Below are 19,799 nucleotides of genomic sequence, written 5' to 3'. Positions count from 1 at the left end.
GGTTCAGCGAAAGTCGATGAGCTCGACGTCGAACACCAGCATGCCGGCGGGCGCGCCGGGCCGTGTGGGCTTGTCGCCGTAAGCGAGGTCGGCCGGTATCCAGAATCGCGCCTTCTCGCCTTTCACCATCAGCTGTAAGCCCTCGGTCCACCCCTTGATCACGCCACCCACCGGGAAGGTGGCCGGCTCGTCGCGGACGATGGAGCTGTCGAACATCTTCCCGTCGGTCGTCCAGCCCGTGTAGTGGACGACGGCGCGGCTCGTCGGCTTCGGGTGCTCGGTGCCCGTGCCCTTCTGCAGGACCTGGTAGGCGAGCCCGGAGGCGGTCTTCTTCGCGGTCTTCGGCGCCGCCTTCACGTCCTTCGGCGCGGGCGGCGGCTTCGGCGCGGGGGCGAAGTCGAGCAGCTCGACGTCGAACACCAGCATTCCGGCCGGGGCGCCCGGCTGGGCCGGCGTGTCGCCATAGGCGAGAGCCCCGGGGATCCAGAGGCGGCGCTTCTCGCCCTTGCTCATGAGCTGGAGCGCTTCCGTCCACCCCTTGATCACGCCGCCCACCGGGAAGGTGGCCGGCTCGTTGCGGACGATGGAGCTGTCGAACATCTTCCCGTCCGTGGTCCACCCCGTGTAGTGGACCGTCACCTTGTCGTCCGGGCCGGGATGCGCCGTGTCCTTGCCCGGCGCCAGCACCTTGGACGCGAGGCCCGATGCCGTCTTCTGCGCGTCGGCGGGCGGCGCCGCGACGTCCGGCGGCGCGGGCAGGCCGGCGGGCTCGGGCGGCGGCTGCGGCGAGGCGGCGGGCTCGGGGGTGGGCGCCGGCGGCGGGGCCGGCTTGACCGAGGCGCTCACCGGCGCGTCGGCGATCGCCTGTGAGGCGGGCTTCTGGTCGCACGCGGTGAGGGGGACGGCGAACATCGCAACGAGGACGAGAGAGAAGCGCTTCATGCGCGGCTTCATAGCTCGTCCGCCGTCGAGAGCCGGTATTTTTGTGAGGTGCACGCGTGAGGTGCACGCCGCGGTTCCGACGGCTCTGGATCCGATAGGGGCCGTCGGCGGTCGGCCGTCCGTCGTACCTCCACTCCGCCGTTCGAGGGCTCTCGACCCGACTGCGAGGACGGTCTAGCGTGCGCCCGCCATGGGGAGATCGATATATTTCTTCGGCGCAGGGCAGGCGGACGGGGACGCACAGCAGAAGGATCTGCTCGGCGGAAAGGGCGCGGGGCTCGCCGAGATGACCCGCCTCGGCATCCCGGTGCCGCCGGGCTTCACGGTCACCACCGAGGTCTGCAACGCCTATTACGCCTCGGGCAAGGCGCTCCCCGCCGGCGTCGCGGACGAGATCAAGGCGGCGATCGGCCGGCTGGAGTCGCTGCGCGGCGCGGAGTTCGGCAGCCCCGAGGCGCCGCTGCTCGTGTCGGTCCGCTCGGGCGCGCGCGCGTCCATGCCGGGAATGATGGATACCATCCTGAACCTCGGCCTGAACGACGAGATCGCGCGGGGGCTCGCGCGGCGCACGGGCAGCGAGCGATTCGCGCTCGACGCCTATCGGCGGTTCATCCTGGCGTATGCCGATATCGTGCTCGGCGTGCCCCGCGACCGCTTCGAGGAGGCGCTCGGCCGCGCGCGCAGGCAGGCCGCCGCGAAGCTCGGCGTCGACGCGACGCGCCTGAACTCCGCCGAGCTCGAGCGCAAGGTGCCCGACTCCCAGCTCGATCCGGAGTCGCTCGCGGCCTTGATCCAGCGCCAGAAGGATATCGTCCTCGGGGCGACGGGCCGCCCGTTCCCCGACGATCCCTACGCGCAGCTCTGGGGGGCGATCGGCGCCGTATTCGATAGCTGGAAGAACCACCGGGCCCAGGTGTACCGGAAGATGCACGACATCCCGGAGGCCTGGGGGACAGCTTGCACCGTCCAGGGGATGGTGTTCGGCAACCTGGGCGACGACTCCGGCACGGGGGTCGCGTTCACGCGCGATCCGTCGACCGGAGAGCGGCGCTTCTATGGCGAGTGGCTCCCCAACGCGCAGGGCGAGGACGTCGTCGCGGGGGTGCGCACGCCGCACCCGCTGTCGAGGATCGGCGCCGGCGAGGGCGGCGGCGGCGTGGACGACGAGAGCTCGCTCGAGGCGCGGATGCCCGCGGCGTACGCGGCGCTCGTCGAGGTGCAGGGCAAGCTCGAGCAGCACTTCCGCGACGTGCAGGACCTGGAGTTCACGATCCAGCAGAACGAGCTCTTCCTGCTCCAGTGCCGCACCGCCAAGCGCACGGGCCGCGCGGCCGTGCGCATCGCGGTCGAGATGGCCAAGGAGGGCCTGATCAGCCAGCGGGAGGCCATCCTGCGGGTGGATCCGGGCTCGATCGATCAGCTGCTGCACCCGAGCATCGACCCGAGCGCGCCGAAGTCGCTGCTCGCGCGCGGCCTGCCCGCGAGCCCCGGGGCGGCGACGGGGCAGGTGGTGTTCAGCGCGGACGAGGCGGAGCGGCGCGCGGGCCAGGGCAGGGCGGTGATCCTCGTGCGGTCCGAGACGTCGCCGGAGGACATCCACGGCATGAAGGCGGCGCGCGGGATCCTGACGGCCCGCGGCGGCATGACGAGCCACGCGGCCGTGGTGGCGCGGGGGATGGGCAAGAGCTGCGTCGCCGGCTGCTCGGCCATCAGCGTGAGCCAGGGACGGATGGCGGTGACGATCTACGACGATCACGGGCGCGCGACCGGCACGATCACGGTGAAGGACGGCGATCTCATCACGCTCGACGGCGGCACCGGCACGGTCTACCTCGGGGCGGTGCCGACCATCCCGGCGGCGCTGAGCGGCGAGTTCGAGGAGCTCATGGCCTGGGCGGACGCGGTCCGGCGCCTCCGGGTGCGGTCGAACGCCGACACGCCGCACGACGCGAGGACGGCGCGCAACTTCGGCGCCGAGGGCATCGGGCTCTGCCGCACCGAGCACATGTTCTTCGACGAGGAGCGCATCCAGGCGGTGCGCGAGATGATCCTCGCGGACGGCGAGCTCGGGCGGCGGCGCGCGCTCGCGAAGCTGCTCCCGTTCCAGCGCAGCGATTTCGTGGGCGTCTTCCGGGAGATGGCCGGCCTGCCGGTGACGATCCGGCTGCTCGATCCGCCGCTGCACGAGTTCTTGCCACAGGACGAGGCGCAGCTCCAGCAGCTCTCGAGGGCGACGGGCGTCTCCGCGGAGGATCTCCAGCGCAGGAGCGAGGAGCTCGCCGAGTACAACCCCATGCTCGGCCACCGCGGCTGCCGGCTGGCGATCACGTCGCCGGAGATCTACGAGATGCAGGCGCGCGCCATCCTCGAGGCGGCGTGCGAGGTCGCGGCGGCGGGCATCGACGTGGAGCCGGAGATCATGATCCCGCTCAGCATGACCCGGCGCGAGCTCGCCCTCACGCGCGAGCTCGTCGAGGGGGTCGCCGAGAAGGTCTTCGCCGAGAAGGGGCGGCGGGTCGACGTCCGGTTCGGGACGATGATCGAGCTCCCGCGCGCCGCGCTCAGGGCCGGCGAGCTGGCCGAGGAGGCCGAGTTCTTCAGCTTCGGCACGAACGATCTCACGCAGACGACGCTGGGCATCTCGCGCGACGACGCGGGCCGGTTCCTCGGCGCGTACGTCGAGGCCGGCATCTTCGCGAAGGATCCGTTCCAGTCGCTGGACGTGCCGGGCGTCGGAGAGCTCGTGGAGATCGGCCGGGATCGTGGGCGCGCGGCGCGGCCCGGGCTGAAGCTCGGTGTCTGCGGCGAGCACGGCGGCGATCCGAGCTCGATTGCGTTCTTCGAGCGGGCGGGGCTCGATTACGTGTCTTGCTCCCCGTTCCGCGTCCCCATCGCCCGCCTCGCCGCGGCGCAGGCGGCGCTCGCGGCCGAGGCCGCGAGGGGTCCGCGCGCGACGGACTGACACCCACCCTCCGGCGACATATGCCCGGACAGGGCGTCGGGACATCCGTTCTCACGAGCGTGCTTTGATTACGCTCGTGCGAGCTTTGGTATCTCGCCAAGTCTGCTAAACCAGGAACCTCGCTGTTCATCGCCGGTGTCTCGCCGGGCGCGCCTGCCTGCCCGAGCCGCTCCACCGCGCGCTGGCGAGACATGGAGGTTTCATGCGTCATCTCGGCGTCTCCTCTGCGCTCCTCGCATTTCTCGGGGCCGCGACATCGGGTGCGTTCGTCGCGGTCGGCTGTCACGCCTCGGGTCCGCACGTCGAGATCGGCGCGAGCGGCGGCGCGCCCGGCGACGGCGGAGGCGGCGCGGGCGGCGGCGGCGCGCCCGAGGTCGGCAGCGGCAGCGGTGATTTCGTTCCGGATAACGGCCTTGGCGGGGCTGCCCCTGGCGACGACGACGCCGGCGCCGGCGATGCTGCCGTGAACCCGTGCGGGACCCAGTGCGGTCCCGAGGAGCTCTGCGATCTCAACCACCTCGGCCTCGACGACGACTGCGACGGTCAGGTCGACGAGACGTGCTCCTGCGTCGCGGGGCAGGCGCACGCGTGCTTCATGGGCGATCCGTCGTACCGCGGGGCGGAGGGGTGTTTTCCGGGCACCGAGCTTTGCAACGAGGTGGGCGTCTGGGGGCCCTGCGTCGGCGGCAGCCACGCGACCGAGGCGTGCTTCAGCGAGAACCCCGCGGGGTGCCACGCGCTGAGGGTGCCTCCGTTCGCGAACGTGGATCTGAAGGAGGGGACAGGCACGTTCAGCGTGGACGCCGAGCCTGGCTCGGAGACCTGGAGCGTCGTTTGCCCCGCGGGCATCGACCCGTGTCCGGCGGTCTCCGGGGCGAGCCCGGCGGATGATTACAAGCCGCTCCAGTCGGGGGAGTACAAGGTCATCTACACGAAGCGCCTCGCCGACGGCGCGACCGGCTCGTGCGAGTATGCCCTTTACGTCGGCGCGCCCGGCCTCCGGGTCGAGCTCGAGTGGGAGCACGACCTCGGTGGCGAAGGGGTGGATCTCGATCTGCACCTGCACAAGCCGGGCGACACGCGGCCGTGGGCGGTCGCCGGCTCGCCGGACGACTGCGGTTACAACAACTGCACCGTGGACACGCTGGGGTCGGATCCGGAGCTCCGGTGGTTCAGCGACGGCGCGTCGCCGCCGGAGCCGGTGAGCTGGTATCTGGACCCGGAGGAGGCCAAGAACACGTGTTATTACGCCCCTCGCGGCGCCGGGCAGGCGTGGCGCGATCTCGGCCAGGGTTGCTACAACCCGCGGCTCGATATCGACAACATCACGTGCGACCCCGACGTCACGGACCCGGACAGCGATGATTTTTGCGCGCCCGAGAACATCAACGTGGATTTTCCGCCGTTCGGGCAGTGGACGCGGATCGGCGTCCATTACTACTCGGCGCATGGCCGGAACTACGCGGTTCACCCGCGGATCAAGATCTTCTGCAATGGCTCCCTCGGAGCGGATCTCGGCCCGACGGGGTTCTACGACCCGGAGGCGCCCGTCACGTTCGCGCCGGCCGACGGGAGCACCCGGTACTGGCTGGTCGCCGACGTCGCGTTCGTCGAGGGGGGGGAGTGCGGGGAGGACACCTGCGTGGTGAGGCCGCTGTACGAGGACGAGACGCTGAAGACGCCGCTGCTGACGACGCGGTCGTCGGTGGAGTCGAGCTTCGGTCCGGCGTACCCGCCGCCGCCCTGATCGCCGGTCTCCCCGGGGCCGCGGGGGCGCCCGCGGCCCCGCGCGCGGGCGCTTTACAGGGGCGGCGGGGCGGTGCACGCTAGCGGCATGGGCATCTTCGACCGGATGGGAAAGGTCATCTCGAGCAACGTCAACGCGCTCCTCGACAAGGCGGAAGATCCGAAAAAGTCGCTGGATCTCATCGTCGAGGAGATGAAGGACCAGGTCCGCGCGGCGCGGAAGGAGCTGGTCGACGCGGTGGCGGCCGAGAAGGTGCTGCGCAAGAAGGTCGACGAGCTCGACGCCGAGGCGGAGAAGTGGGAGAAGCGCGCCGAGCTCGCGCTGAAGGCGAACGACGAGAAGCTCGCGCGCGAGGCGCTCGTGCAGAAGAAGCGGGTGGTGGGCGAGCGCGACCGCGCCGAGGCGATGCGCGCGGAGCAGCGCTCCGCGGTGCTCTCGATGAAGACCGAGCTCGAGCGCATGGAGGCCAAGCAGGAGGAGTTCCAGGCGCGGAAGGGCACGCTCGCGGCGCAGATCCAGCAGCAGCGCGCCGGCGGCGGCGCCGAGGGGCTCGGGGCGAGGGGCGGCCAGAGCGCCTTCTCCGAGTTCCGGCGCATGGAGGAGCAGGTCGAGGGACAGGTGGCGCAGGTCGCGGCGTCGCGCGAGATCGAGGAGGCGATCTCCGGCGGCGGGCTCTCGGCGGCCGAGCTGGAGGCGAAGTTCGCCCAGCTCGAGCACGGCCGCGGCAGCGCCGGCGCCGGCAGCGCGGACAAGCCGGGCGGGTCGGCGGTCGACGACGAGCTCGCCGCGCTGAAGAAGCGGATCCGGATCGGGTCCTGAGGGGCTGAGAAGAGCGGCGGGAGGGCGGGGAGCCGCGGCCGTCCTCGCCGGACGCGCGCCGCGGCGCCGGCGTAGCATCGAGCGTCATTCCGCGTCGGCGAGCATTCTTCCTTCGGTGGTGACGAAGGCTCCATGACGGAGCGGTGGGGGCGACCTCCCGCATTTCGGAGCGACCGCCGCGGGCGCGTCGCGAGAGTGCGGGTTCAGCCGTGCGGGCCGATATTTTTGGCGTACCTGTAGCTCATGTTACGCTACCGCGCGTCACAGAGAGCCGAGGTGCGCATGAAGTGGAGTTCGATCGTCTTTCTTGGGTGCTTGCTGGTTGCCTGCGGGGATGATGAGATCAGCTTTGGTAGCGGCGGCGCGGGCGGGACTGCCGAAGGTGGCGGCGGCGCGGGCACCGGCGGCAAGGCGGAGGGCGGTGGCGGCGCAGGCACGGGCGGCAGCGCCGAAGGCGGCGGCGGCGCGGGCACGGGCGGCAGCGCCGAAGGCGGCGGCGGCGCGGGCACGGGCGGCAATGCGGAAGGCGGCGGCGGCGCAGGCACGGGCGGCAGCGCCGAAGGCGGCGGCGGCGCGGGCACGGGCGGCAATGCGGAAGGCGGCGGCGGCGCGGGCGGCAGCAGCCTCGATACGACGGAGCTCGCGATCGCTTCCGACGAAGCCGCCACGGCGGGCTGCGCGACGTTCGTGGACGGGGCCTGGGGGGTCGGGGAGACCGACTTCATCGACGGTGAGCCCACGAACGACGATTGCGCCCTGGTGCCCGTGCTGGTCGAGGGGACTCCCTACTGGATCACGTCGGGTGAGTTCGAAGGGGACATCGAGCTCGACGGCCTGGAGCACTCGTTCTCGACCGCGGCGGCGGCGATCGACGAGGGGAGTTATTCGATCGTCCTCCGCAACTTCACGTTCGAGGAGCTCTTCACCGGAAGTATCGAGGTGGCGGACGTGACGGAAGACGCTGTCACCCTGTCGATCGAGTAGCGCACGTCGCAGATCAAGCAGCACGCCGCCGCCCGACGGAGGCCCCACCTGACGGAGAGTTGCGCGGCGCGGCGGCCGCGCGACCTCGCCGGACGCCGTGAGCTCGGGCCAGCCTGCGATGAAGCTGCGCCTCGAAAACGCGCCACGCTGGGCAACCGGACGCATCGGGGCGCCGCTCGGGCGCAGGTGGACGGCGATGCGACCCTCTGCCCAGCGGCGCGCCTGGGCAGGCGCTCCCCAGAGGGGCAGCATGCCGTCCTGCACAGCCGCGCCCCGACGACCCCTGTGAGCTCGAAAAGCCATGCCGAGAATACAGATTGGCGTGACCTGTGCTATCAAGCGGGAAGCGGGAAGCGGGAAGCGGGAAGCATCGGGGGACGCCTGGGAAGGGTCGGCCAGAACAGGGCTGTGCGCGTCCGCTTGCCGACTGACACGCGAGACGGAGCGGAATATACTCGGTGCGGCATGGCCATGCCCCGCTCCGCCGAGTTACCGCCGCAGCTCGATCGCCGTCCCGAGGCGAAAGCTTTTCAGATCGACGAGCTTCTCCCGAGGGTACAGGAGGGGAAGGTTCGTGTCCCCCCTTTCCAGCGTGCGCTCAGGTGGGAAGACTCCGATCGGTTAGATTTTTTCGACAGTATTTACCGTGGCTATCCGATCGGAACGCTGCTCTTCTGGCAGCGCCAGGCGCCCGCGAAGCCGCCCTACGGGAGACGATCGTGTTTCTCCGGCGGGATGCCGGTTTCGCGCACGTCGAGTTGCTGCCCTACACCTTGCCCATTGTGGTCCTGTCAAAGTTCTTTTACGAATTTCCGACGCCTCGAGATCGCAGTCGCCTGCTGCTGCGCCGTTGGTTGTGGCGCGGAGCGCTCGGCGCCCGCCTGACCGGAGCCACCGTGGGGATGAGGCAGCACCTTGCCTGTATCCGGAAGGACGACGAAGAGGGATCGGTCCAGCGGCTGCTGGCGCTGGCAGGTACCGCACCGGCAGAGGACGTCCAGCACCTCCGCAGCTTTCACTTCGCCAGGGCGCGTAGCAAGCTGCAGTGCTGCGCGCTCGCGTCGTTGGGTCCGCGAGACCTGATGAGCGCGAGTTGCTCGACGTGACGGCGCTCTTCTCCGCTCCAGGGGAAGAGAAGGTGCCTACCGTGCTGCGAGGCAGGCTCGCCGAGGACGAACGCGCTTCCGGCCTGGCGAACCGCATCCTGCACCCACGGCTACCGACGCGAGAATTGATCAAGGCCATCTCCACGACGAGCGATGAACCGACGCTCGCTTCGCATGCGATCTCAAGCGAGGCGCGGGCGGCTTTGCGCACCGGCGACGCGGCGCGGTTCCTCGCGCTCCGCGAAACGATCCTGTGCCAGACGGTCGAGCGCTACTTCCAGCGCCAGGGCGAGTGGAACGCTGACGACAGCCCGTCCCGCTCCTCAATGATCGTGAGCGAGGACTGAGCCATGATGTTGCGCGTTCTCCTCCGCGACGTTTCGGTAGGCATGATAGAGCGGCACCAGGACGGGCGGGTCGTCTTCCGCTTCGATGAGGCTTACCTGGCGCTCCCCGACCGCCCCGTGCTCGGCCGCTGGTTCGAGGATCATCTGGCCGCACCTCTGGAGTACACCGGACAGAGCGGCCGGCTGCCTCCCTCCTTCCAGAACTACCTGCCGGAAGAGGAAAGCGCGCTTCGCACGCTTCTGGCGCGCAAGGCGGGCGTGCGGGAAAATCAGGAGCTATCCCTCCTGGCGGTGCTTGGCGGTGACCTCCCTGGAGCCGTCGTCGTTCGCACTGAACATCCGGCGGCGGGTGGCGCGGAGCTTGACGAGCCGGCGCCCTCATCCCCGGCCGAAGACGATACCCTGCGGTTTTCTCTGGCCGGAGAGGATCAATGCGTCGCCCGAACTCACGAGCGACATCGTGTCCGAGGCTTCGTCGCGCGCGCGCGACGCGTGGTCCACGCTATGCGGATCGTTGCCTATCGCCCCCGGCGCGCGGAACGCGCTGGATCAGCACCTAAACACGAGCCCGCTCTAACCGCACGCGGGCGTAGCAGGTCGGCGCTCGCATCCTACGGAGGGCTGCGGGGTCGTGCAGGAGCGCGGCGTTCAGCTGAGCCGGGCACCGGGGGTCCGTCGTGCGGCGACGACCATGCGCGAAGTCCGCCGCCCTGAAGGCGCGCGGCAGGACGAGGGCGGCTGCCTCACCGAAGTGCGACTGTAGCACCAGCCCCTCGCGCCTCACCCGCGGCGGCGCGCAGCGACGGTGCGGAGAGGTTCCCCGGGCAGGCAGCGAGCTCCTGGAGCGGGGCTGCGCAAGAGGCCGCCGCTTGCCAGGCTCGCTCGCCGGTGCTCGAGCGGGATCGAGCGACCCGGTAGCTTCGTGCACGCTCGAGATCGCACGTCCTCCGCGCTGCGCGAGGGGGCTGCGCCGCGTGGCGTTCGATTTGATGAGAAATGGATGACTCCAAATGCAATGCTCGGCTCGCTCCTCTGGGCTGTTGCGATAATCCGGCGGCCGCGGCAAAGCTGCGCCGTGCGCCCTGCCTCGATCGAGCCGACCCGCTGGGATTCCCCGCGATGCGATGACTACGAAGATATCGACGCGGTCCGCCGGTACGAGCGCGAGGTGCGCGTCTGTCGAGCCCACAGCGAGCCCTTCTCCGTCACGCCGCTCAGCGGTCGAGTCGACGGCGACTACGCCGTGGCGAGCGGGAGCGGGGGGCGGTACGTCGTCGATCTCGTGGACGCCAGCGCGCGCCACGACACCTGCTCTTGCCCTGATTTCCTGGGCAATCAGCTCGGCACGTGCAAGCACCTCGAGGCGGTGCGCCGCGCGGTCGCGGAGCGTCCGGCGTGGCGCCGCGCGCTCGCCCGGATCGACGCACCGGCGCGGCCCACGCTCACGGTCGACGCGCAGGATGGCCTGCGCCTGCTCGCGGTCGGCGCGTGGCCCGCGTCGCTCCGCGAGGAGCGCACGCGCCTCGTCCAGGCGGGCGGCCTGCTGAGGATGGCGTCGGAGGGAGCTCTCGGGAATCACGCGCCCGCGTCCCGGATCGTCCACGCGGCGTTGCCGGCGGCGGAGCGGCTCGCGGGGGCGATCTGGCACAAGCGCCGCCGGCGCTCGCTAGAGGCGCAGGCGGGCCGCGAGCAAGGCGCGCTGGAGGCTCTCGGGCTGCCGCTCTTCCCGTACCAGCGCGAGGGCGTGCTCCACCTCTTCCGCAACGGGCGGGCGCTGCTCGCCGACGACATGGGCCTCGGCAAGACCCTCCAGGCGATCGCGGCGTCCGAGCTCTTGCGGCGGCGCGGCGAGGCGCGGCGGGTCCTCATCGTCACGGCGGCGTCGCTCAAGCACCAGTGGGCGCAGGAGATCGCGCGGTGGACGGGCGAGCGCGCCGCGGTGCTCGGCGGCTCTCCCGCGCAGCGCACGGGGGCGCTCGCGCTGGAGGCGGCGTACACGGTGCTGAGCTACGAGCTCACCTGGCGCGAGCTCTCGCGGCTCCAGGCGCTCGCGGCGGACGTGCTGGTGCTCGACGAGGCGCAGCGCGCGAAGAATTTCCGCACGAAGACGGCCGCGACGCTGCGCGCGATCCCGTCGCGCTTCCTGTTCGTCCTCACGGGGACGCCGGTCGAGAACCGCCTCGACGACCTGTACGCGCTGCTGCAGCTCGTCGACCCGGCGCTGCTCGGGCCGCTCTGGCGGTACAACGTCGACTTCCACCGCCAGGACGAGCGGGGCAGGATCGTCGGCTACCGGAACCTAGGGGAGCTGCGCCGCCGCGTCGCGCCGGTCGCGCTCCGGCGCGAGCGGGCCGAGGTGCTGCTCGATCTGCCGCCGCTCCTCGAGCAGACGCGGTACACGCCGCTCACGCGGGAGCAGCGCGAGCTCGAGGCGGACTACCGCGCGCAGGCGGCCCGGCTGCTCGCGATCGCGGAGCGCCGGGCGCTGCGCAAGGAGGAGCTGGACCGGCTCATGATGATGCTCATGAAGGCGCGGCAGGCGTGCAACGCGCTGGAGCTGTGCGAGCCGAGGCGCCGCAAGAAGGCGTCGCCGAAGCTCGACGAGCTGGAGGCGCTGATCGCCGAGGTGACGGCGCAGCCCCGGAACAAGGTCATCGTGTTCTCCGAGTGGGTGGGGATGCTCGAGCTGGCCAGCGAGCGGCTCGACCGGCTGCGCGTCGGCCACGCCATGCTCCACGGCGACGTGCCGACAGAGCGCCGCCCGGCGCTGCTCGACAGGTTCCGGGACGACCCGGCGGTGCGGGTGCTCCTGAGCACGGACGCCGGCGGGGTGGGGCTCAACCTGCAGGCCGCGAGCTACGTCGTTCACCTGGATCTGCCGTGGAACCCTGCGCGCCTCGACCAGCGCACGGCGCGCGCGCACCGCCTGGGCCAGGCGCGCAGCGTGAGCGTGACCTACCTCTGCGCCGAGGAGGGTATCGAGCGAGGCATCGAGGGCATCTTGGGCGAGAAGCGCAAGGTGCTGGTGGCGTCGCTCCGGGCCGACTCCGCGGTGGAGGAGCTCGCGGCGCCGAGCTTCTCGGTGGTGCTGCGCGAGATGCGGCAGGTCCTGGCGGCGGCGGACGAGAGGGCGGGGGAGGGAGGCGACGTGGCGGTGGAGGAGAGCGCCGCCGCGCCCGCCGAGGACGGAGGGGCGGCGGGCGCCGGTGTGCCGGCGCTGATGTCCGGGTGGCCGGGGGGTGAGGCGTCCCCGGCGAACGACGCGGCGATGTCGGCTGCCGCGCACGAGGTGGCGCCGGAGCAAGCGGCCGCGGAGGCGGGGGGCCATGGCGGGGGCGGGCGCACGCGGACGGCGGGCCCGCGGGCGATGGCGGCCCGGACGGCGGCCGAGGAGAGGCTCCGGCTCGCGCGGGTGGTGCTGGACGCCGGCTTCGCCGCGGACGCCGCTCGCGCGGCCTACGAGGCGCTCGCCGGGACCATCGCGGGCTTGCTGGAGGGGCCGGCGCCCGAGACACACGCGGCGCTCGTGACGGTCGTGTACCGCGACCTCGTGCCGGCTGGCGGGCTGCCTGTCGAGGCCCACGCGGTGCTCGCGCGGCTGCACGACCTCGGCTCCCTGGCGCGGGCGGGCGTGCCGCTCGACCCCGCGCTCGCCAGGGCGGCGGTCGACGAGGCGGGGCGCTGGGTCGGCCGGCTCGGGGGCGCGGTGCCCGGCTGACCCCCGGAGCGCTGGCCGCGGGGCGGGGTTCGCGTCGCTCCGACCTCCGCGGTCCGAGGGTTGCGGACGGGGTCGATCACCTGACATGTCTCGGCATCATCGCGTCTCGCGCGCAGAGCAGAGAGCGCGTGCGCAGGGAGCGGACTACGGTCCCGCGTCGGTCGCTGCCGCGCGGCGATCCTCCTCTGGAAGGCGCGTCGTCGCTGCTCGGCATGAATGTCTCGGCTGCGCGCCGCATCGGAGGGACGCGCACCGTATCGATTCGTGGTGCCCGGCGGGGACCCTCGGGCATCAAGATCTTGGCGTCTTATGGCGCCTTGGCGGCTCCCTCATTCCGGCGATCCCGCGGTGCCCGGCCACGGGGACCGCGGGGGCTCACGGCCTGATCTCTGCGGCCTGGACCATCCCGTCCCGACGAAAATGCGATGATTTACTAAAATGTATTGCCATAGTCGACGGACCCATATACAGAGTTAATCGTGGGAGACCGCGCGTGCATGACGCTCCCGCGTCGCGGGGGTATCAGGGCGATGGCGGACTCTCATGACCATTGGACCAGTCGCTCGGAGTCCGACCGCGCTTGACCCTGCGGTGCTCGGCCAAGGGAACCGCGGAGGCTCACGGCCTGATCTCTGCGGGCTGGCCCATCTCGTCCGGACCAGAATGCGCCGGATCAAGTCGCGCTAAATTACTAAATTGTGTTGTCAGTGGTCGACTGATTCATCTATAGATCTAATCGTGGGGGACTGCGCGCGCATGGCGCTTCCGCGTCGCGGGGGGTATCAGGGCGACGGTGGGCTCTCATGGCCATTGGACCATTGGCGGAGGGTATGATTCATGGACAAGCACATTCGATATGCTCTATCGACCCTGCTCGCGGCTGCGTCGCTGGGCATGGCGGGAACAGCTCACGCATACGTGACCATCACGGGGGATGTGTCGCCCGGAAACCCGAGTGACCCGTGGGATCTGGGGTCGGGCACCCTCCGCGTGGGCGGCGCGAGCAACCCCTGGGAGCCCACCTTCACCAGCGGGGAGGTGATCGTCGCGAGCGGCGGGCAGCTGCTCAGCGCGGGCGCATTGGTGGGGAATGATCGCAGCGGCACGGTTCAGGTCATCGGGTACGGCTCGAAGTGGACCAACAGCGGATCCATCCAGATCTGCGTCAGCGGCGATGATTGTCATGGGCTGCTCGTCGTCCAGAGCGGCGCCGAGGTGCTCACCGAGGATCTCGTGGTGGGCGATCGATCCTCGCAGAACCATGGGGTCCTGCGCGTCGAAGGGTATGACGCCACCGTGACGAGCCTGGGGGATACGTACGTCGGCCTCAGGGCGCAGGGCAGCGTCGAGCTCAAGCAAGGGGCGAGCTTCTTCTCGAACAATGTCTACATCGGCGGTGCGTCGGGCTGCTCGAGCTGCAACGGCCACGTGACCGCGGCAGGCTCAGGGACGAAGTGGGTGAGCACAGGAGAGTTCGTCGTGGGGATGTACAGCCTGGGCACGCTGGACATCGACCGGGCCGAGGTCTCCACGATCAATGCCAGGATCGGCTACCGAGACGCGCTGATGAGCCCCGCGGCCAGCGTGCGCGGTTGGGGTGGTACGTGGACCAACCAGGGGCTCTTTCGCGTGGGGACGGTGCAGGGAAATGGCGAGCTCGCCATCGGGGCATACGGGACCCTCGTGACGGAAGATACCGAGATCCATTCCGAGCTCGGCGGGGCCTTCATCAAGGTGAATGACGTCTACGCGTCATGGCTCAACAGCGGCGACGTCACCGTCTTTGCCAGCGGCAATCGGTCTCCGTCGATCGTGGTCGGCAAGGACGCCTTCGTGAGCATCGGCGGCCTCCTCCGGACCGCGCCGAAGGTCGTCGGCGTCTATCCCTACCTGGGGCCCTCCGTGCGCCTCGAGGACGGCGACCTCGTCGCGGGCGCCATGGAGGTCGAGGAGGGCGACCTCGACTTCGCCGGCGGGCGCCTCGAGACCGGCAGCTTCGTGGGAGATCTCGCCAACACGCAGTCGGGCGAGCTCTCGGTCGGAGAGGCTCACCCGGCGACGGCCATCGTCGGCAGCTACAGCCAGGGACCGGGGGCCACCCTGAGGATTGCGGTCGGGGGATCGAGCCCCTCGCCGCTTCTCGAGGTCGACGGGGATCTCCTCGTCGATGGGACGCTGGAGGTCGTGCCGGCCGACAGCTCCGTGTCGTTTCAGGTCGGGCATACCATCGCCCTGCTGGGCTGGGGCGGTGACCTCGCGGGGACGTTCGCCGCCGTGAACATCGCCGTGCCGCTCGCCCCAGGCCTCGCCTGGGACACCTCGGCGCTCTACACCACCGGCGAGATCTCCGTCGTGCCCGCGACCTGATCACGCCACGCCCCGGCGCCCGCGCCTACTTCGGCCCCGCCCTTCCGATCGCGATGACGTTCTGCTGCGCGGCGGGCTTGCCGCCCTCGTTCGCGGAAACGAACGCGCGCGGGTGCGCCCTGAGGAGCGTGACGGTGAGGGTGATGCCCCAGCCGTCGTTGGTCTTGAGCTCGGCGTGACCGTGGCTGTCCTCGACCGCCAGGATCAGCCGGCCGAGCGGCTCGAGGCCGGCCGGCGCGGAGCCAGGGGCGGTGAGCACGCGCTGGAGCGCCGACTCCGGCAGCCCGAGGCCGAAGCCGACGTCCAGGATCGAGAGCTGCACGCCCTGGGGCGCCTCGCGCACCGACACCACGGGGCCGTGGCCAGGGAGCCCGCGGCCCGCGACGTCGGTGAGGAACGCCTCGAGCACCTGCCCGAGCTCGCCGCGGTGGCCGAGGGCGTGCGTGGCGCCGCGGATGGGCTCGAGCCGCACGGCCCGGCCCGTCGCGCGGGCGGCGCTCGCGACGGCATCGGCCACGACGTCGCCGAGCTGGAAGGCGCAGAGCGGATCGGCGGCGTCGCGCACGGCGAGCGGCCGCACGTTGTCGGACACCGGGGCCGCCTGCTGGACGGGGATCAGCGCGGCGACGTAGCCCGCGATCCACGAGGAGCCGTCGGACTCGCGCCGCAGCGGGCGCACCGAGAGCACGGCCGGCTCGGGCGCGCTGACGCTCAGCTCGATGCCGTCGTCGCTCGCCATCACGCTGGAGAGCGACACGGCAGCGTCGCTCGCGGACGTGGCGCCGAGGACGTCGCCCAGCGTGAGCGAGCCGGGCGGGAGCGCCGCGCTCGCGCTCTCCGCAGGCACCGTGACGTCGCGCGCCCGCAGCCACTTCGCGAACTCGGGCGCGACGAAGCGGACGTCGCCGAAGGCGTCGGCGTACAGCAGCCCGACCGGCGCGCTGCGCAGCAGCGACCCGAAGAGCTGGAGGTCGTCGAGCGCGACGCGCGCGCCCTCGACCAGGTCGTCCTCCGGCGAGCGGCCGCCGCGCGCCTCGCCCGCGCCGCCGTGCGCCGTGCGCGCGAGGCGCTTCCTGCGCAGGAGCAGCGCGAGCTCGCGGCCGACGTGCTCGGCCCGCTCCGGCTCGCGCGAGAACGTCTGCTCGGCGACCGGGCCGCAGAAGAACACGTACCCCTCGATCTCGCCGAACGCGATGAGCGGGACCACGACCGCCGGCATGTCCTGCTTCGTCAGGAACCGGCGCGAGAGGCGGATCGCCGGCACGCCCTGCTCGCTGCTGTACGGGGGGCGGCGGACGTCGTTGCGGCGCTCGGCGACGAGGCTCTCGCCGCCGCCCTGCCGATCGTTCCAGAACCGGAGGTGCCAGCTCCCCGCGGGCAGCTCCGCGACGAGCACGAGATCGGCCGGGTGCGCCTGCTCCGCGAGGCGCGCCACGCGCGGCCAGAACTCCTCGTCCGGCAGCGTGTGGACGCCCTGCATGCGGAACAGCGCGGCGCGGTGGATGAGCTCGGCCGCGCGATCGACGGAGCGCTGGACGACGAGCCCGCGCACGATCATGACCCCCGCGAACGCGACCGCGAGGCCGAACAGCGCGCTCGGCAGCGCGATGAGGCTCGCCTCGGCCCGCGCGGCGAGCACGCCCTGCCCCGCCGCGAGCGCGAACACGCCGAGGAACAGCGCGGCCGTGGCGACAAGGCTCCCGTAGCGGCGGCGCGCGATCCACACGAGGCCGCCCGCGAGCAGCACGAACAGCGCCGGCACCCACGCCGGCGCCGAGGCGCGCCTGCCGCCGTCGAGCAGCCCGCCGAGCACCGCGGCGACGCCCCTCGCCGGCGGCAGGGCCGACGTCGCGACCGCCTGGGGCGCAACGCCGCCGGCGCCCACCGCGACCACGGCGACGCGGCCCTCGAGCGCGCTCGCGGGGACCTGGCCGTCCGCCAGATCGCGCAGGCTGACCGCCGGGACGCTCTGCGGCGCCTTCTTGAGCACCCAGGGCGCCGCCGAGACGCCGAGCGCGCCGAGCTCCGGCGCGCGCTCCCCCGCCGCGAGCGGGAAGAAGCCGACGACATCGCCGGCGCTCAGGCGGAGCAGCTCGGGCGGCATCCGGACGACCGGCGCGGCGCCCGCGGCGCTCGTGGCGCTCGCGGCGCCCGCGCGGCTCGCGGCGCCGCCGCAGAACGCGTCGGCCGGGGGGATCAGCAGCGCGCCGCGCGCGCGCCCGCGCTCGAGCAGCCCGGGGAGCGAGCGCTCGCAGAGCCCTTCGCGCAGCGCCTCGGGCGAGGCCGTGACGAGCAGCACCTGCGCGGAAGGCGCGGCGTCGGCGAGCGCGGACGCGGTGAGGCCGCGCGCCACGTAGTCGAGCCGATCGAGCGGCGCCACGGCGGCGATCAGCGCCCCCGCGACGATCGAGAGCACGTCAGGCGTGAGCCACCCGAAGCGCGTCGCCTCCGCCTGCGCGGCCATCGGGCGCGGGATGCGAAAGGGCTTGGGGATCCGCGGACGGTAAGTCTTCGCCATAATCGCTGAAGGCCGCGGCCCTCGAGGGGGGCGCGGGACGCCCCGGGCAGCCTGAGCGTCGCATCGTGGTCGAATCAATACAATTGTCCACCCGGGTCCGCCGCGCCAAAAACATCGGCTGTGCGACGAGAAGGTCGCTCCCTAGGGCCCCAGGCGCAGCCGTCGCGCCCGCCTCTATCGTCCTCCGGTGCGCCGCGATCTCCGACCTGGCCGTGGCGCCGCGGTGAATCCCGGGCCGCGGCGCCGCGGCGAAGCGGTTCGCGACAGGGTGCGACGTGATGCTCCCAACGCTCCGCCGACGCGCGTTGTGTTGCGGGCGGCGCACGTGTGATGCGACGTCAGCGCGCTGTGACGATTCGGCTGGATCGGCCTGTCGGAAGGGGTTTGAATCCTTGGTGCGTATGCGCCGTGCTTCACCTGTGCTTCGTGCCGCGCCCGTCCTTGGTCTGCTCAGCTTGGTCAGCAGCGTGGCCTTCTCGGCCTCTGGCTGTGGCTGCGAGTCGGGTGTGCAGATCGCAGATTCTTCGGGCAGCGGGGGCGCAGGCGGCGGCGCCAGCAGCGCGACCGGGAGCGGCGGCGGCGGCGCGGCCGGGAGCGGCGGCGGCGGCGCGGCCGGGAGCGGCGGCGGCGGCGCGGCCGGGAGCGGCGGCGGCGGCGCGGCCGGGGGCGGCGCCGGTGGGGCGGGCGGCGCCGGTGGGGAGGAGCTGCCGGACGAGCTGCCCGACTTCACCGAGGAGGAGCGTGAGCCCACCGAGGCCACCGACGGCATCCCGAGCCCGCTGCCGGGCGTGTACACCGACAAGGGCGTGGCCGGGGGCGACGAGGTGGTCCGCGCGCTGATGGGCTTCCCGATCCGCAACTCGGGGCTGATCGAGCAGCGGATCGCCGAGATCTACGACCCGGCGGGCCCGCGGTTCCGCCAGTACCTCACCCGGGACGAGTGGATCGCGGCGTACGCGCCGCGGGAGCGCGACGTGCACCTCGTGAAGCTCTGGCTCGAGGAGCAGGGGATGCAGGTGAACTTCACGGCCACGAACCGGCTGCTGATCCAGTTCACCGGCACGGTGAGCCAGTTCAACGAGACCTTCGACACGGAGCTCCGGGTCTTCGAGCGGGAGAACCCTCAGGCGGGGAATCCGCCCTTCGACGTCTTCGGCTCCCTCGGCCAGCTCACCGTGCCGACGTGGGTGTCCGATCGCACGACCGGCATCATCACCGCGGATCTCGCGGCGAGCACCCGGCCGCTCCCGGGCGAGGCCGGGGAGATCGAGCCGGATCCGCCGGCCGGCGTGGAGGGCGGGCTGACCCCCGCGCAGATCGCGGGCGCGTACGACGTCGACGAACTCTACGAGCTCGGGTTCACCGGCGAGGGCGTGAAGCTCGGGGTCACGATCGGCGCGACCTTCAAGTACAAGGACCTGCAGTCGTTCTGGCGGGCGCTCGGCGTGGAGCGGGCGAACCCGCTGGTCGTCCAGACCATGGAGCCGGTCTCGACGCGCTATGTGGAGTCGACGCTCGACGTGTCGTGGGCGGGCGGCCTCGCGCCGGGCGCGGACCTCGTGGTGTACCAGGGCCCCGACGCGCGCAACACGTCGATGGTCTACACGTTCAACGAGGCCATCGGCCGCGGCGAGGTGTCGGTCATCACGGACTCGTTCGCCCACCGCGAGGACTCCGAGCCCCCGGCCGTGCGGCTCCAGTACCACCGCTCGGCGCAGATGGCCGCGGCGCTCGGGATCACCGTGGTCGCGGCGACCGGCGACTCGGCGCAGACCGACACGCCCTCGGCGAGCCCGTACGTGACCGGGGTCGGCGGGACGTCGCTCTCGCTCGACGAGGACGGCGAGGTCGAGGACGAGCGCGCCTGGTCCGGCTCCGGCTCCGGCCCGACGCTCTCGTTCCCGATCCCCTCCTGGCAGGTCGGGGTCGTCGAGGGATCCGGCGGCAAGCGGGCGGTCGCGGACGTCGCCATGCACGCCGCGACCTCGCCGAGGCCGTACTGGGTCTACTACCTCGGCGAGTGGCGGACGTACGGGGGGACGTCGTTCTCGGCGCCCGCGTTCGCGGGGCTCATCGCCGTGGTGAACAGCTACCGCGCCGCGCAGGGCCTGCCGCGCGCCGGGTTCCTCAACTCGATCCTCTATACGACCCCCGCGGTGCAGGCGACGTTCCGCGACGTCGTGCGCGGCGAGACGGAGTTCTTTGCCGCGGGGCCCGGCTGGGACTACCCGACGGGCTGGGGCGCGCCGAGCGCGATCGGCCTGGCCACCTCGCTGCCGTAGCGCGCCC

Annotated in this window: 12 protein-coding genes and 2 pseudogenes; 11 read left to right on the top strand and 3 right to left on the bottom strand. The window is 71.9% G+C overall.

The window, feature by feature from the left end:
* Positions 1–3 precede the first annotated feature (3 nt).
* Positions 4–942 (bottom strand): FKBP-type peptidyl-prolyl cis-trans isomerase, encoded by a 939-nt coding sequence (locus WMF39_RS41190; RefSeq protein WP_437741911.1) that lies wholly within the window; start codon positions 940–942, stop codon positions 4–6.
* A 190-nt stretch (positions 943–1,132) separates the two neighbouring features.
* Here WMF39_RS41190 and ppdK point away from each other — a divergent pair, with 190 nt between their 5' ends.
* From ppdK to WMF39_RS41150, 8 genes and pseudogenes are all read left to right on the top strand, one after another.
* Positions 1,133–3,904 carry a pyruvate, phosphate dikinase gene (ppdK, locus tag WMF39_RS41185; RefSeq protein ID WP_437741910.1) on the top strand — a complete coding sequence of 924 codons (2,772 nt, stop codon included), beginning with the start codon at positions 1,133–1,135 and terminating at the stop codon, positions 3,902–3,904.
* A 202-nt stretch (positions 3,905–4,106) separates the two neighbouring features.
* The gene (locus tag WMF39_RS41180; RefSeq protein ID WP_437741909.1) at positions 4,107–5,651 is read left to right on the top strand and encodes a hypothetical protein; all 1,545 of its coding nucleotides are present in this window, start codon (positions 4,107–4,109) and stop codon (positions 5,649–5,651) included.
* Between the two features lie 72 nt (positions 5,652–5,723).
* Positions 5,724–6,470 carry a PspA/IM30 family protein gene (locus tag WMF39_RS41175; protein WP_437741908.1) on the top strand — a complete coding sequence of 249 codons (747 nt, stop codon included), beginning with the start codon at positions 5,724–5,726 and terminating at the stop codon, positions 6,468–6,470.
* A 282-nt stretch (positions 6,471–6,752) separates the two neighbouring features.
* On the top strand, positions 6,753–7,454 hold the full coding sequence (locus tag WMF39_RS41170) for a hypothetical protein (RefSeq protein ID WP_437741907.1): 702 nt from the start codon (positions 6,753–6,755) through the stop codon (positions 7,452–7,454).
* A 465-nt stretch (positions 7,455–7,919) separates the two neighbouring features.
* A pseudogene (locus tag WMF39_RS41165) lies at positions 7,920–8,132 on the top strand (DUF262 domain-containing protein); the annotation flags it as partial.
* A 41-nt stretch (positions 8,133–8,173) separates the two neighbouring features.
* On the top strand, positions 8,174–8,560 hold the full coding sequence (locus tag WMF39_RS41160) for a hypothetical protein (protein WP_437748156.1): 387 nt from the start codon (positions 8,174–8,176) through the stop codon (positions 8,558–8,560).
* Entirely contained in the window at positions 8,548–8,907 is a 360-nt protein-coding gene (locus WMF39_RS41155; RefSeq protein WP_437741906.1) for a hypothetical protein, read from the top strand. The genes WMF39_RS41160 and WMF39_RS41155 overlap by 13 nt, the downstream gene beginning before the upstream one ends.
* A gap of 3 nt (positions 8,908–8,910) precedes the next feature.
* Positions 8,911–9,174, top strand: a pseudogene (locus tag WMF39_RS41150) (HipA N-terminal domain-containing protein); the annotation flags it as partial.
* A 111-nt stretch (positions 9,175–9,285) separates the two neighbouring features.
* Here the strand turns inward: WMF39_RS41150 and WMF39_RS41145 are convergent.
* On the bottom strand, positions 9,286–9,408 hold the full coding sequence (locus tag WMF39_RS41145) for a hypothetical protein (RefSeq protein ID WP_437748155.1): 123 nt from the start codon (positions 9,406–9,408) through the stop codon (positions 9,286–9,288).
* A 574-nt stretch (positions 9,409–9,982) separates the two neighbouring features.
* On the opposite strand from WMF39_RS41145, the gene WMF39_RS41140 reads away from it, so the two are divergent.
* Positions 9,983–12,625, top strand: coding sequence for a DEAD/DEAH box helicase (locus tag WMF39_RS41140; RefSeq protein WP_437741905.1), 2,643 nt, complete (start codon positions 9,983–9,985; stop codon positions 12,623–12,625).
* Between the two features lie 837 nt (positions 12,626–13,462).
* Positions 13,463–14,992, top strand: coding sequence for a hypothetical protein (locus WMF39_RS41135; protein WP_437741904.1), 1,530 nt, complete (start codon positions 13,463–13,465; stop codon positions 14,990–14,992).
* Between the two features lie 25 nt (positions 14,993–15,017).
* Here the strand turns inward: WMF39_RS41135 and WMF39_RS41130 are convergent, their stop codons facing one another.
* Entirely contained in the window at positions 15,018–17,456 is a 2,439-nt protein-coding gene (locus tag WMF39_RS41130; RefSeq protein WP_437741903.1) for a hypothetical protein, read from the bottom strand.
* Between the two features lie 560 nt (positions 17,457–18,016).
* On the opposite strand from WMF39_RS41130, the gene WMF39_RS41125 reads away from it, so the two are divergent.
* Positions 18,017–19,792: a S53 family peptidase gene (locus WMF39_RS41125; protein ID WP_437741902.1), complete on the top strand. Its 1,776-nt coding sequence runs from the start codon at positions 18,017–18,019 to the stop codon at positions 19,790–19,792.
* Positions 19,793–19,799 lie beyond the last annotated feature (7 nt).

Origin of the sequence: Sorangium sp. So ce1504, assembly GCF_051521635.1 — a bacterium.
In the GTDB taxonomy this organism is placed as follows: domain Bacteria; phylum Myxococcota_A; class Polyangia; order Polyangiales; family Polyangiaceae; genus Sorangium; species Sorangium cellulosum_B.
The sequence above is the reverse complement of the archived record's forward strand: the minus strand, read 5'-3'. Positions and strand labels throughout refer to the sequence as shown.